Annotated in this window: 13 protein-coding genes; 8 read left to right on the top strand and 5 right to left on the bottom strand. The window is 68.2% G+C overall.

What is annotated here, in order from left to right; genetic code table 11:
- Positions 1-6 precede the first annotated feature (6 nt).
- Positions 7-720, bottom strand: a complete 714-nt coding sequence (locus H1Q64_RS02455) for a DUF484 family protein (protein ID WP_237904239.1) — start codon at positions 718-720, stop codon at positions 7-9.
- A 10-nt stretch (positions 721-730) separates the two neighbouring features.
- Positions 731-1,387 carry a fructose-6-phosphate aldolase gene (gene fsa / locus H1Q64_RS02450; RefSeq protein ID WP_109070486.1) on the bottom strand — a complete coding sequence of 219 codons (657 nt, stop codon included), beginning with the start codon at positions 1,385-1,387 and terminating at the stop codon, positions 731-733.
- 88 nt (positions 1,388-1,475) lie between these two features.
- On the opposite strand from fsa, the gene H1Q64_RS02445 reads away from it, so the two are divergent.
- Together H1Q64_RS02445 and H1Q64_RS02440 are read left to right on the top strand one after the other, a co-directional pair.
- Positions 1,476-3,734 (top strand): primosomal protein N', encoded by a 2,259-nt coding sequence (locus tag H1Q64_RS02445; protein WP_237904238.1) that lies wholly within the window; start codon positions 1,476-1,478, stop codon positions 3,732-3,734.
- A 159-nt stretch (positions 3,735-3,893) separates the two neighbouring features.
- The gene (locus H1Q64_RS02440; protein ID WP_237904237.1) at positions 3,894-4,397 is read left to right on the top strand and encodes a cache domain-containing protein; all 504 of its coding nucleotides are present in this window, start codon (positions 3,894-3,896) and stop codon (positions 4,395-4,397) included.
- 38 nt (positions 4,398-4,435) lie between these two features.
- Here the strand turns inward: H1Q64_RS02440 and H1Q64_RS02435 are convergent, their stop codons facing one another.
- Positions 4,436-4,759, bottom strand: a complete 324-nt coding sequence (locus tag H1Q64_RS02435; protein WP_237904236.1) for a hypothetical protein — start codon at positions 4,757-4,759, stop codon at positions 4,436-4,438.
- Positions 4,760-5,173: 414 nt separating this feature from the next.
- Between H1Q64_RS02435 and H1Q64_RS02430 the strand changes: the two genes are divergently transcribed.
- The 6 genes from H1Q64_RS02430 (at position 5,174) to H1Q64_RS02405 (ending at position 11,267) form a co-directional block, all read left to right on the top strand.
- Positions 5,174-5,743, top strand: coding sequence for a F0F1 ATP synthase subunit delta (locus H1Q64_RS02430; protein ID WP_014239438.1), 570 nt, complete (start codon positions 5,174-5,176; stop codon positions 5,741-5,743).
- Positions 5,743-7,272, top strand: a complete 1,530-nt coding sequence (gene atpA / locus H1Q64_RS02425) for a F0F1 ATP synthase subunit alpha (RefSeq protein ID WP_035671446.1) — start codon at positions 5,743-5,745, stop codon at positions 7,270-7,272. Before H1Q64_RS02430 ends, atpA begins: the two co-directional genes overlap by 1 nt.
- Positions 7,273-7,344: 72 nt before the next feature.
- Positions 7,345-8,235, top strand: coding sequence for a F0F1 ATP synthase subunit gamma (locus tag H1Q64_RS02420; RefSeq protein WP_014239440.1), 891 nt, complete (start codon positions 7,345-7,347; stop codon positions 8,233-8,235).
- Between the two features lie 69 nt (positions 8,236-8,304).
- Positions 8,305-9,744 carry a F0F1 ATP synthase subunit beta gene (atpD, locus tag H1Q64_RS02415; protein WP_014239441.1) on the top strand — a complete coding sequence of 480 codons (1,440 nt, stop codon included), beginning with the start codon at positions 8,305-8,307 and terminating at the stop codon, positions 9,742-9,744.
- A gap of 90 nt (positions 9,745-9,834) precedes the next feature.
- The gene (locus tag H1Q64_RS02410; RefSeq protein ID WP_014239442.1) at positions 9,835-10,248 is read left to right on the top strand and encodes a F0F1 ATP synthase subunit epsilon; all 414 of its coding nucleotides are present in this window, start codon (positions 9,835-9,837) and stop codon (positions 10,246-10,248) included.
- 200 nt (positions 10,249-10,448) lie between these two features.
- Positions 10,449-11,267, top strand: a complete 819-nt coding sequence (locus H1Q64_RS02405) for an acyl-ACP desaturase (protein WP_119509524.1) — start codon at positions 10,449-10,451, stop codon at positions 11,265-11,267.
- 20 nt (positions 11,268-11,287) lie between these two features.
- Here H1Q64_RS02405 and H1Q64_RS02400 read toward each other — a convergent pair whose 3' ends face one another.
- Both H1Q64_RS02400 and H1Q64_RS02395 read right to left on the bottom strand, forming a co-directional pair.
- On the bottom strand, positions 11,288-11,785 hold the full coding sequence (locus tag H1Q64_RS02400; RefSeq protein WP_237904235.1) for an RNA pyrophosphohydrolase: 498 nt from the start codon (positions 11,783-11,785) through the stop codon (positions 11,288-11,290).
- A gap of 5 nt (positions 11,786-11,790) precedes the next feature.
- Positions 11,791-13,035: a divergent polysaccharide deacetylase family protein gene (locus H1Q64_RS02395; protein ID WP_237904234.1), complete on the bottom strand. Its 1,245-nt coding sequence runs from the start codon at positions 13,033-13,035 to the stop codon at positions 11,791-11,793.
- Between the last annotated feature and the right edge of the window lie 13 nt (positions 13,036-13,048).

Below are 13,048 nucleotides of genomic sequence, written 5' to 3'. Positions count from 1 at the left end.
GTGGGGTCAGGCCGGCAGTTCGAGCCAGCCGCGGATCACCCGCTCGACCACGCGGGCGAGGAAACCGACCAGTTCGGTGCCCTGGCCGCCGTGGAAGCTGTCCGGCTCGCGGCTGCCGAAGGCCAGCATGCCGTCCGGCGTCTCGCTGGACACCTGGAGGCGGATCAGCACCTCCGACCGGACCAGCCCGGCGCCGGGGCCGTACAGCTCCGGGTCGCCCTGGATGTCGGCGTTCAGCGCCACGTCGGCCTTGCCCAGCCAGCGGTCGACGGTCCCCGGCTCGACCACCCGCACGCCGGAGGTCTGGACGTGCGGGGTGTCCTGGCCGTTCGACTCGACGATCAGGCAGGCGACGTCCAGATCCAGGAGCACCGCCAGATCGGTGGTGATGGTCTGGATGAGCTGCTCGAAGCTTTGGGCGTCGAGGAGGAACAGCACCGCCGCGTGGATGCGGTTCTGGCTGTTCATGTTGGCGCGCGAGGTGCCGATCAGCTCGCGCTGCTGGTCCTTCAGCAGGCGGACCTCGCCGCGCAGGCGCTCGACCATGTAGGCCTGCAGGTCCACCACCCCGCGCCCACGGTCCTGCGACGGCGGGGTCAGGTGGTGGACCAGATCGCCGTGATGGACCAGGAAGTCGGGATGGTCCCGCAGGTAGGCGTGCACCTCCTCGGCGGTCGGCGCGTCCTTCCTCTGGGGGGTGTGTCCCGGCTCCCGGCCCATGCTGCCGTCCTCAGAGGATGGACTGGCCGGTCTTCTGCCAATCGGCGACGAACTGGGCGAGGCCCTTGTCGGTCAGCGGATGGTTGAAGAGCTGCTTCAGCACCGACGGCGGGGCGGTGACGACATGGGCGCCCAGGCGGGCGGAGTCGACGATGTGGATCGGGTTGCGGATCGAGGCGACCAGCACCTCGGTCTTGAAGTAATCGTAATTGCTGTAAATCTCCACGATGTCGGCGATCAGGCCCATGCCGTCCTGCCCGATGTCGTCCAGGCGGCCGACGAAGGGCGACACGAAGCTGGCGCCGGCCTTGGCGGCCAGGATCGCCTGCGCCGGGGAGAAGCACAGCGTGACGTTGACCATCGTCCCTTCGGAGGACAGCGCCTTGCAGACCTTCAGGCCGGCCTGGGTGAGCGGAACCTTGACCGCGACGTTGTCGGCGATCTTGGCAAGCTTCTTTCCTTCCGCCAGCATGGTCTCGAAGTCGGTGGACGCCACCTCGGCGCTGACCGGGCCGCTCACCACATCACAAATTTCGGCCACGAGGTCGAGGAAGCTGCGACCGGACTTGGCGACGAGGGAGGGGTTGGTGGTAACACCGTCCAGCAGGCCGGTGTCGGCCAGATCGCGGATCTCGGCGATGTCGGCGGTGTCAACGAAGAACTTCATGACCTGGAATCCATACTTGCTGAGGAAGACCGTGCCCTGTTTCCCGGGATTCGCTGCCCGGCGTCGCGGCCAGGGGGCACTCTAGCCGATGCGTGAAAATTCCGCCAGATCCGGGGCCAAATCCGGTTCCGGAGATTCAGCGCAGGCCCTTCTGCCGGGCACGGTGCCGGTGGACGCGGACCCGCGCGTCCGCGTGCTGCTGCCGCTGCCGCTGCGCGAGGCCTACGATTACCGTGTGCCCGCCGGGATGACCCTCGTCCCCGGCGATTACGTGGAGGTTCCGCTCGGGCCGCGCCGCGTGCTGGGGGTGGTGTGGGGCGACGGCGCCGGAGTGGTGGCGGCCGCCCGGCTGAAGCCGGTGGTCCGCCGCTTCGACATGCCTCCGATGCCGGAGGTCGAGCGCAAGTTCGTGGAGTGGGTCGCCGCCTACACCATGACGCCGCCGGGCCATGTGCTGCGCATGGCGATCAGCGTGCCGTCGGCGCTGGAGCCGGCGAAGGCCATGCTCGCCTACCTCCGCAAGCCCGATGCGGAGCCGCCGCCCGGCTTCAAGATGACCGACCCGCGGCGCCGCGTCCTGGCCCTGCTGGACGACGGCCCGCCGCGCACCCCGGCGGAACTGGCGGAGGAGGCCGGCTGCGGCGTCACCGTGGTGCGCGGGCTGGCCGAGGCCGGGCTGCTGGAGCCGGTACTGCTGCAGCCGACCAAGCTCGGGCGGCCCGACTGCCACCGTCCCGGCCCCACCCTGTCCGCCGATCAGGAGGCCGCGGCGGCGGACCTGCGCGCCCGCGTGGAGTCCGGCGCCTATTCCACCGTGCTGCTCGACGGGGTGACCGGTTCCGGCAAGACGGAGGTCTATTACGAGGCCATCGCCGCCGCCCTGAAGGCGGGCAAGCAGGCGCTGGTTCTGCTTCCGGAAATCGCCCTGTCGGCGCAGTGGCTGGAGCGCTTTGCCCGCCGCTTCGGCGCGCCGCCGGCGGAATGGCATTCCGAACTGACCGGGGCGCAGCGCCGCGACACCTGGAGGGCTGTGGCCAACGGCGAGGTGCCGGTGGTGGTCGGCGCCCGCTCCGCCCTGTTCCTGCCCTACAAGAACCTCGGCGTCATCATCATCGACGAGGAGCACGACTCCGCCTACAAGCAGGAGGAGGGGTCGATCTACCACGCCCGCGACATGGCCGTCGCGCGGGCACATCTCGGCGGCATCCCCACCGTGCTGGTCTCCGCCACGCCGTCGCTGGAGACCAAGGTCAACGCCGACAGCAACCGCTACGCCCGCATCGAGCTGCCGGGCCGCCACGGCGGCGCCGTGCTGCCCGACGTCGAGCTGGTGGACCTCCGCAAGGACCGCCCTCCCGCCCGCCACTGGCTGGCCCCGTCGCTGAAGAAGGCCATCGAGCAGACGCTGGCGGAGAAGGAGCAGGTGATGCTGTTCCTCAACCGCCGCGGCTACGCCCCGCTGACCCTGTGCCGGGCCTGCGGGCACCGGCTGCAATGCCCCAACTGCACGGCGTGGCTGGTCGAGCACCGGCTGGCCCGCAAGCTCCAGTGCCACCATTGCGGCCTGTCGCAGCCGCTGTCCCCGACCTGCCCGGAATGCGGCGAGGAGGGCACGCTGGCCGCCTGCGGTCCGGGCGTGGAGCGCATCGCTGAGGAGGTGGCGGAGCTGTTCCCCGACGCCCGCGCCGCCATCATGGCGTCCGACACGCTGTTCGGCCCCCGCGCCATCCAGGAGATGGTCCGCCGCATCGCTGACCATGAGCTGGACATCCTGATCGGCACCCAGGTCATGGCGAAGGGCCACCATTTCCCCATGCTGACCCTGGTCGGGGTGGTGGACGCCGATCTGGGGCTGGCCGGTGGCGATTTGCGGGCGGGAGAGCGGACCTACCAGCTCCTTCATCAGGTGGCCGGGCGCGCCGGGCGCGGCGAGCGGCCGGGGCGGGTGATGCTGCAGACCTACATGCCCGAGCATCCGGTGATGCAGGCCCTGGCCGCCGGGGACCGCGACGGCTTCTACCAGCTTGAGGCGGAGATGCGGCTGGAGGCCGGGATGCCGCCCTTCGGACGGCTGGCCGCCCTGATCGTGTCGGGGGAGGACGCGGCGGCGGTGGAGAAGCTGTCCATCGCCCTGGGGCGCGCGGCGCCGCGCAGCGACACCGTCGCCGTGCTGGGTCCGGCCCCGGCGCCGCTCGCCCTGCTGCGCGGGCGTCACCGGCGGCGCCTGCTGCTGAAGGCGCCGCGCACCGTCCAGGTGCAACCCCTGATCGCCCAGTGGTTGGAGCAGGTGGACATTCCACCCAACGTGCGCGTGCAAGTGGACGTGGACCCTTACAGCTTCCTGTAAAGCTGCGGTGCCCGCTAAGAAACGTCGGACTCCTGTAAAGGGGGGCTGCGACCGATTGTCCCTGCGCGCTCCGCAAGGCACCTGTGACGTTTGGTCCGTTGCGGCCGGCGGGTCATGGTATTACCAGAGTATGGAAGTCATCTTTCGCCGAGCGATCTCATGTCCAGGCTGCGCGGTCGTTTCCACCTCCCTACCTTGCTGACGGTTCTCCCGGTTCTCGCCCTGCTGGCGATCATCGCGTTGGCGGCGGGCGTGCCCGCCCAGACACGGGGGACGGAATCGGATGCCAAGGCGCTGCTCGACAAGACCAGCGGCTATCTACGCCAGCACGGCGCGGAGGGCGCGCCGGATGCCTTCGCCCAGCGGGACGGCGCTCTGATCGACCGTGACCTCTACCCGATGCTGATCGACCGCGACGGCGTGATGGTGGCCCATGGCTGGACGCCGTCGCTGAACGGCGCGAACCTCAAGGACCTGAAGGACGTCGACGGAAAGCCCTTCATCCAGGAGGCGCTGGACATCGTGGCGGAGCGGGACTCGGGCGCCGTCAGCTACAAATGGACGGACCCGCTGTCCGGCCAGATCGCGCCGAAGACGATGATCGTGCGCCGCATCGTCCTGGGCGGCGAGCCCTATCTGCTGTCGGTCGGCGTCTATCGCTGACGGCCGAATCGGACTTTTCCGAAGGGTGAAAAAGGCGCTCAGAGCACCGAGACGGAGCGGTCGGTGCGCGGGCGCGGGCGCCAGATCGACAGGCATTCGGAGGCGCTGCCTCCCGACCCGATGCCGTACCAGCCGGAGCGGTCGTTGAAGGACAGGCTGTAGCGTCCGCGCCCGTCGCGCTCGAACCGGAAGACAGGACGGTCCACGCCGGGCAGGAGGACAAGGAGCCGGTCGTGCTCCCGGCCCGTTTCGCGGATGACCCCGGCCCAATGGCCAAGGCGCAGCTTCGGCTCGGCCACCGCCTCGAATTCGTTGAGGTCGGCGGGCGTGAAGCGGGCGCAGGAAAAAGCGACGACGGTCATGATTGGCCTGGGTTTGTCCTGTCAGACGGGCTATGGGGCGACCGTGCGCGTGAATGGTTAAACGGGTGTTAAGTGGCGCGTTAGGTCACAGTCTGGTCCCTGGACCGTCGCGGAACGGGACCCGGAAAAACGGAACGCGAAGGGGGCAGGGCCTGCGGGCGCCGAGGTGATCCGTTGCGGTTGTGAAGTGGTATGCCCATTTCCAGCCGCCGCCGCCAAGAACGGACCCCACGCCGCAGGGGCGCAAAACGCCGCACGCAAGCCGCGTGCAAATTGTCCAGACCCCGTTGCGCAGGGCCTAATCCTGTGATATTGGACCGCTCGCTTTCGCGGGCTGGGCCGCCGCGATATGGGTTTTGCCCTATTTAAGGCCCTGAAAATTCACCGTCTACCGAACTCAATTCGAGGGATCAGGTGGCAATCGAAGGTACAGGCGTTTCCGAACTCGCTACGCGCTACTCCATCGCGCTGTTCGAGCTTGCGGACGAGAACAAAGCGTTGGATCAGGTCGCGAGCGATCTGGTTGCGCTGAAGCAAATCCTGGCTGAGAGCGCCGACCTTCGCCGCCTCGTCCGCAGTCCCGTGATCAGCCGCGCCGACCAAGGCCGGGCGATGGCCGCGGTTCTGGACCGCGCCGAAGTGTCCGATCTGACCAAGCGCTTCATCGGGCTGGTGGCCAAGAACCGCCGCCTGTTCGCGCTGGAAGGCATGATCGAAGGCTATCTCGCCGAACTGGCCCGCCGTCGCGGCGAAGTGACCGCCCAGGTCACCTCCGCCCAGCCGCTGAGCGACGCTCAGCTGGCCGCGGTCACCGACACGCTGAAGGCGTCGATCGGCTCCAAGGTGTTGGTCAACACCTCGGTCGATCCCGCGCTGATCGGGGGCATGATCGTTAAGTTCGGCTCGCGCATGGTCGACACCTCGGTGCGCACGAAGCTGAACAAATTGCAACTCGCCATGAAGGCCTCAGGGGGATCAGTCTGATGGATATCCGCGCCGCAGAAATCTCTGCGATCCTCAAGCAGCAGATCGCGAATTTCGGGACCGAGGCGGACGTCGCCGAGGTCGGTCAGGTCCTCTCCGTGGGTGACGGCGTCGCCCGCGTGCACGGCCTGGACAACGTGCGCGCCGGCGAGATGGTCGAGTTCCCCGGTGGCATCAAGGGCATGGCGCTGAACCTCGAGACCGACAACGTCGGCGTCGTGATCTTCGGCACCGACAGCGAGATCAAGGAAGGCGACACCGTCAAGCGCACGGGCACCATCGTGGACGTGCCGGTCGGCAAGGGTCTGCTGGGCCGCGTCGTGGACGGCCTGGGCAACCCGATCGACGGCAAGGGCCCGCTGGTGGACGTCACCCGCACCCGCGTCGAGGTCAAGGCCCCCGGCATCATCCCGCGCAAGTCGGTGCACGAGCCGATGCAGACCGGCCTGAAGGCCGTCGACAGCCTGGTTCCGATCGGCCGCGGCCAGCGCGAGCTGATCATCGGTGACCGCCAGACCGGCAAGACCGCCGTCGTCATCGACACCTTCCTGAACCAGAAGCCGATCAACCAGGGCGACGACGAGAGCAAGAAGCTCTACTGCATCTACGTCGCCGTCGGTCAGAAGCGCTCCACCGTCGCCCAGATCGTCAAGACGCTGGAAGACGCCGGCGCCCTGGAATACTCCATCGTCGTCGCGGCCACCGCGTCGGAGCCGGCCCCGCTGCAGTTCCTGGCGCCCTACACCGGCTGCACGATGGGCGAGTACTTCCGCGACAACGGCATGCACGCCCTGATCGTGTACGATGACCTGTCCAAGCAGGCCGTCGCCTACCGTCAGATGTCGCTGCTGCTCCGCCGTCCGCCGGGCCGCGAAGCCTACCCGGGCGACGTGTTCTACCTCCACAGCCGCCTGCTCGAGCGCGCCGCCAAGATGGGCGACGCCCACGGCAACGGCTCGCTGACCGCCCTGCCGGTCATCGAGACGCAGGCCGGCGACGTGTCGGCCTACATCCCGACGAACGTGATCTCGATCACCGACGGCCAGATCTTCCTCGAGACGGGCCTGTTCTATAAGGGCATCCGTCCGGCCATCAACGTCGGCCTGTCGGTGTCGCGCGTCGGCTCCGCCGCCCAGATCAAGGCGATGAAGCAGGTCGCGGGCACCATCAAGATGGAGCTGGCCCAGTACCGCGAGATGGCTGCCTTCGCGCAGTTCGCCTCGGATCTCGACGCCGCCACCCAGCGCCTGCTGGCCCGCGGTGCCCGTCTGACCGAGCTGCTGAAGCAGCCGCAGTTCCAGCCGCTGCCGGTCGAAGAGCAGGTCGTGTCGATCTTCTCGGGCGTGAAGGGCTATCTCGACAAGATCAAGGTCGAGGACGTCAACCGCTTCGAGCAGAAGTTCCTCGCCGAGGTCCGCTCCAAGGGGGCCGACATCCTGGCGACGATCCGCAACGAGAAGCAGATCACCTCTGCGACCGAGGAGCGCCTGAAGGCCTTCCTCGACAACTTCTCCAAGGTGTTCGTCTGATCGACGGCGGGGGCGCAGTCCCTGCGCCCCGTCCGTCAACCCGAACGACCCCGAGCGGAATGAAGGGCCGGCATGCCTAACCTCAAGGACCTAAAGAACCGGATCGCCAGCGTCCAATCGACGCGGAAGATCACCTCGGCGATGAAGATGGTCGCCGCCTCCAAGCTCCGCCGTGCGCAGGAGCAGGCGGAAGCCGGTCGTCCCTACGCCGAGCGCATGGGCCGCATGCTGGCCTCTCTCGCGGCCAACGTGCAGGACTCGGGCAACGGCCCGAAGCTGATGACCGGCACCGGTTCCGATCAGGTGCATCTCCTCGTCATCATCAGCTCCGACCGTGGCCTGTGCGGCGCCTTCAACGGCGCCATCGTCCGTGAATCCCGCCGCCAGATCCAGCGCCTCCAGTCGGAAGGCAAGACGGTCAAGCTGCTCACCGTCGGCCGCAAGGCCCGCGACCAGCTGCGTCGCGAGTTCGGCTCGCTGATCGTCGAGACCTACGAGGATGTGGGCCGCCGCAAGCTGTCCTTCGCCGACGCCGATGTCGTCGCGCAGAAGGTTCTGGCGATGTACGACGCGGGCGAGTTCGACGTCTGCTCGGTGATCTTCAACAAGTTCAAGTCGGCGATCTCCCAGATCGTGACCGTCCAGCAGCTCGTTCCCTTCGCCGTCGAGGCGCAGGCGGACGAGGAAGCCGCGGGCGCCGAGGTCAAGGCGATCTACGAGTTCGAGCCCGACGAGGAGCAGATCCTCGCCGAGCTGCTGCCGCGCAACCTGTCGATCCAGGTCTATCGCGCCCTTCTGGAAAGCGCCGCGTCCGAACAGGGCGCCCGCATGACCGCGATGGACAATGCGACGCGCAACGCCGGCGACATGATCAACAAGCTGACGATCACCTACAACCGCACGCGCCAGGCCTACATCACCAAGGAGCTGATCGAAATCATCTCCGGCGCCGAGGCGGTTTAACGGCGCAGCGTTCGCGGTCGATACGACGGCACATCCGACAATTATCGAGTTCCGAGGGAGCTTTACTCCATGGCCACCACCACCCAGGCGACGAACGCCGTCGGCAAGATCACGCAGGTCACGGGCGCCGTTGTCGACGTCCAGTTCGACGGCGAGCTGCCGGCCATTCTGAACGCTCTGCACACCCAGAACGACGGCAAGGTCCTCGTGCTCGAGGTTGCCCAGCACCTCGGCGAGAGCACCGTCCGCGCCATCGCCATGGACAGCACCGACGGCTTGGTCCGCGGCGCCGAAGTGACGGACACCGGTGCCCCGATCGCCGTGCCGGTCGGCCCGGCCACCCTCGGCCGCATCATCAACGTGATCGGCGAGCCGATCGACGAGCGTGGCGACGTCGGCGCCGAGCGCACCCTGCCGATCCACCGTGCGGCCCCGGACTTCGTCGAGCAGTCGACGGACGCCGAAGTGCTGATCACCGGCATCAAGGTCATCGACCTGCTGGCTCCCTACGCCAAGGGCGGCAAGATCGGCCTGTTCGGCGGCGCCGGCGTGGGCAAGACCGTGACCATCATGGAGCTGATCAACAACGTCGCGAAGGCGCACGGCGGCGTGTCCGTGTTCGCGGGCGTGGGCGAGCGCACCCGTGAGGGCAACGACCTCTACCACGAGATGATCGAGTCGGGCGTCATCAAGCTCGACGGCCCGGGCTCCAAGGTGGCCCTGGTGTACGGCCAGATGAACGAGCCGCCGGGTGCCCGCGCCCGCGTCGCCCTGTCCGGTCTGACCCTCGCGGAGTACTTCCGCGACGAGGAAGGCCAGGACGTGCTGTTCTTCGTGGACAACATTTTCCGCTTCACGCAGGCCGGTTCGGAAGTGTCGGCTCTGCTGGGCCGCATCCCGTCGGCGGTGGGTTACCAGCCGACGCTGGCCACCGACATGGGCGCCCTGCAGGAGCGCATCACCTCCACGAAGAAGGGGTCGATCACCTCGGTGCAGGCCATTTACGTGCCCGCCGACGATCTGACCGACCCGGCCCCGGCCACCTCCTTCGCCCACCTGGACGCCACCACGGTGCTGTCGCGTTCGATCGCCGAAATGGCGATCTTCCCGGCGGTAGACCCGCTGGACTCGACCAGCCGCATCCTGGACCCGCGCGTCGTCGGTGAGGAGCACTACACCGTCGCCCGTTCGGTGCAGCGCGTTCTGCAGACCTACAAGTCGCTGCAGGACATCATCGCGATCCTGGGCATGGACGAGCTGTCGGAAGAGGACAAGCTGGTCGTGGCCCGCGCCCGCAAGATCCAGCGCTTCCTGTCGCAGCCGTTCCACGTCGCCGAGGTGTTCACCGGCACCCCGGGCGTGCTCGTCAGCCTCGAAGACACCATCAAGGGCTTCAAGGGCATCGTGAACGGCGACTACGACCACCTGCCGGAAGCGGCCTTCTACATGGTCGGCACCATCGACGAAGCCATCGCCAAGGCGAAGAAGCTGGCCGCCGAAGCCGCCTGATCAGGGTCGGCTGACGTTCGGTAACGAGGCTAACCCTCTCCTCCGCCCGCGCGGGGGAGGGGGTTCTTATGAAGAGGCACCAGGAAACCCATGGCCGATAAAGTCGAATTCGAGCTGGTCTCTCCGGAGAAGCTGCTGACCTCGCAGCCCGTCGACATGGTCGTGGTGCCGGGTTCGGAAGGTGACTTCGGCGTCCTCGCCGGCCACTCGCCGATGATTTCGACCGTCCGTCCGGGCGTGATCGACGTCTACGAGGCCGACCGCGTGGTCGACCGGGTGTTCGTCGCCGGCGGCTTTGCCGAGGTGACCGAGACCCGCTGCACCGTCCTGGCCGAGGAGGCCATCGCGGTCGCCGAGATCGACCGCGCCAAGGTCGAGCAGCAGATCCGCGACCTGGGCGAGGATCTGGAAGACGCCAAGTCCGACGACGAGAAGGCCCGCGTGGAGGCGAAGATCGCCATCGCCCGCGCCAAGCTCGACGCGACCGGCGCGACCACGCACTGACACCGGGCACGGCCCGGCGGCGGCGAACGCCGGCTGGGCCGTTTCCGTTGCATTGCGCCTTCGCAGCCATACATAGTATCCCGCAAGGGATCGAACGCCTCCCGGCCCGTCCGTCGAGGCGTTTTTGTTTTTATGGTCCTGTTCTCCGTCAGAGCGTGGAACAACCGGCCCGGAACGGCGGCCAGCAGCGGGAGTGGAGTGTGGCGTTGCACTGGAAATACGAAGAGCTTCCCTGGGATCAATTGGACCACAGCAAGGTCGATCCCGATCTCGTCCCGCTCATCAAGGCGGCGGCCCTGGTGGAGTTCAACGCCGACGACTACACGGCCTATCTCTGCAATGTCTTCCACGACGATCCCGAGTTCCAGGAGGTCGCCCACGGCTGGGCGGTCGAGGAGGTCCAGCACGGCCGCGCGCTCGGCAAGTGGGCGGAGCTGGTCGATCCGACCTTCAACTTCGACCGGGCCGTCGAGCGCTTCCGCGCCGGCTACAAGGTGCCGATCGACCTCGACGCCTCGGTCCGCGGCTCGCGTACCGGCGAGATGATCGCCCGCTGCATGGTCGAGACCGGCACCAGCAGCTACTACGCGGCCATCGGCGACTCGACGGACGAACCGGTCCTCAAGCTGATCTGCAAGAACATCGCCGCCGACGAGTTGCGCCACTTCAAGCTCTTCTACACCTACACGAAGAAGTATCTGGAGTTGGAGCAGCTCAACAAGTTCCAGCGGCTGAAGGTGGCGCTGTCGCGCATCGGCGAGTCGGAGGACGACGAGCTGGCCTACGCCTACTACGCGGCCAACGCGCCGGAAGGCGAGCCCTACGCGCACAAGACCTACAATCAGGCCTACATGCGTCGCGCCTACGGCCGCTACCGGCCCAAGCACGTCGACCGCGCGGTGGCGATGGTCTTCAAGGCCTGCGGGCTGAAGCCGCACACCCGCTTCTACAGCGTCGCCGCCCGCGGCGCCTGGTGGCTGATCGAAAGCCGTGCCAAGCGGCTGGCCAAGGTCGCCTGAACAGGCCGGACGCGGCGGGGTCAGCCCCGCCGCAGAGCCGCGATCACCGGGGCGAATTCCGCCAGCACCGACTCGTAGACCGGGCGCTTGAAGGGCACGATCAGGCCGGGCAGATCGTCGGCATCGACCCATTTCCAAGCGTCGAACTCCGGGTGCTCGGTGGCGAGGTCAATGTCGGCGTCCACGCCGGTGAAGCGGGCGGCCAGCCAGACCTGCTCCTGCCCGCGCCAGCGGCCCTTCCAGACCTTTCCCAGCAGATGATCGGGCAGGTCGTAGCGCAGCTTCTCCGCCGTCTCCCCGAGAATTTCGGCCTTGTCCGTGCCGATCTCCTCCTTCAGCTCGCGCAGGGCGGCCTCATGCACGCCCTCGCCCTCGTCGATGCCGCCCTGGGGCATCTGCCAAGCGTCCTTGCTGTCGCAGCGCCGGGCCACGAAGACTTGCCCGCGGTCGTTCAGCAGCATCACCCCGACGCAGGGGCGGTAGGGGAGGGACTCGCGGTCGATGGCCTTCTTCGTCATGCGCCTTATTGCTTCTGCATGTTGGCCACGGCGGAGACCGGCACGATGGCGATGCCACGGTCGGCCAGCCCGGTAAGCCACAGGTTGATCCGTTCGATGGTGCTGGGGTAGGGCGCGCCGATGCCCACCGCGGCCCCATTGGCCTTGGCGATGGCCTCCAGCTCGGCGAGCTGGTCGTCGATGGCACCGCGCGACAGGTCGCGGTCGATCACCCGGTCGGCGAAGGCCCGCGGCACGCCCGCCTGACCCGCCAGGGTTCCGGCGACGCTGCGCGGGGTGGCGCGAGCGTCGAGCACCATCAGGCCGCGCGCCTTCATCGCCGCGACGACCGGGTTCACCGCGTCGGGGTTGGCGGTGAATTTGCTGCCCGTGGTGCTGGTGATGCCGACATAGCCGACCGCCTTGCCCAGCGACCATTCCAGCCTCTCCAGGTTGCGCTCGGGCGGCAGCATGCTCAGCAGAGCGTTGGGGCCGGGGTCGTTGCGTGGGTAGTCCTGCGGCTCCATGGGGACGGAGAGCATCACCTCGTGCCCCTTGCCGCGGGCGCGCTCGACCCAGTTGTCCAGCCGCTCGGCGTAGGGGACGAAGGCCAGCGTGATGGTCGGCGGCAGCTTCTGCAGGGCGTTGCCGGTGGTCACGCCGGAAATGCCCATCTCGGCCAGAACGATGGCGATGCGCGGGCGGCGGTCGGCGGCGGGGAAGGGCCGGGCGTAGACCTGCCAGGGCTTGCGCCCGTCCTCGGCGATGCGCGGCAGCGGCCCGTTGCGCGAATCCTCGACCAGGCCGGGGACGGGGGCCGGCGTCAGGGTGACCGGTTCGTTCACGACTACGGCGAGCGGCGGGGGAGCCGCGACGACGGGTGGCGGGGGAGCCGCCGGAGGCGAGGCCGCAGGCGGAGCCGGTTGGACGGGAACCGTCGCCGCGGCGGGCGGTGCTGTCGGCGGCGTCGGGGGCTGTGCGCCCTTCACCGCCACCTCGACGCTGGGAATGGCAGCCTGCCACGCCTCGGTGGTGTGCTCTCCGTTCATCGCCAGCCAGCCGGCCAGCCCGCCCAGCCCGAGGGCCAGCACGGCGTAGGCGCCGAACAGCCTCTTGGCGAGGGGCGACAGCGGACGGCGCTCCTTGCGTGCGCGCGGCGCGTCGTCCGAATCACCGCCGGCCTTCCGGCGCCGGAGGCGGGCCAGCAGGCCGGGTCCGGAACGTTCCCGTTTCGCGGGCTTCAGGCGGCCCAGCAGGGCGGCAGCGTTCACGGACCCGTCACTC

Origin of the sequence: Azospirillum brasilense (assembly GCF_022023855.1) — a bacterium.
In the GTDB taxonomy this organism is placed as follows: Bacteria; Pseudomonadota; Alphaproteobacteria; order Azospirillales; family Azospirillaceae; genus Azospirillum; species Azospirillum brasilense_F.
The sequence above is the reverse complement of the archived record's forward strand: the minus strand, read 5'-3'. Positions and strand labels throughout refer to the sequence as shown.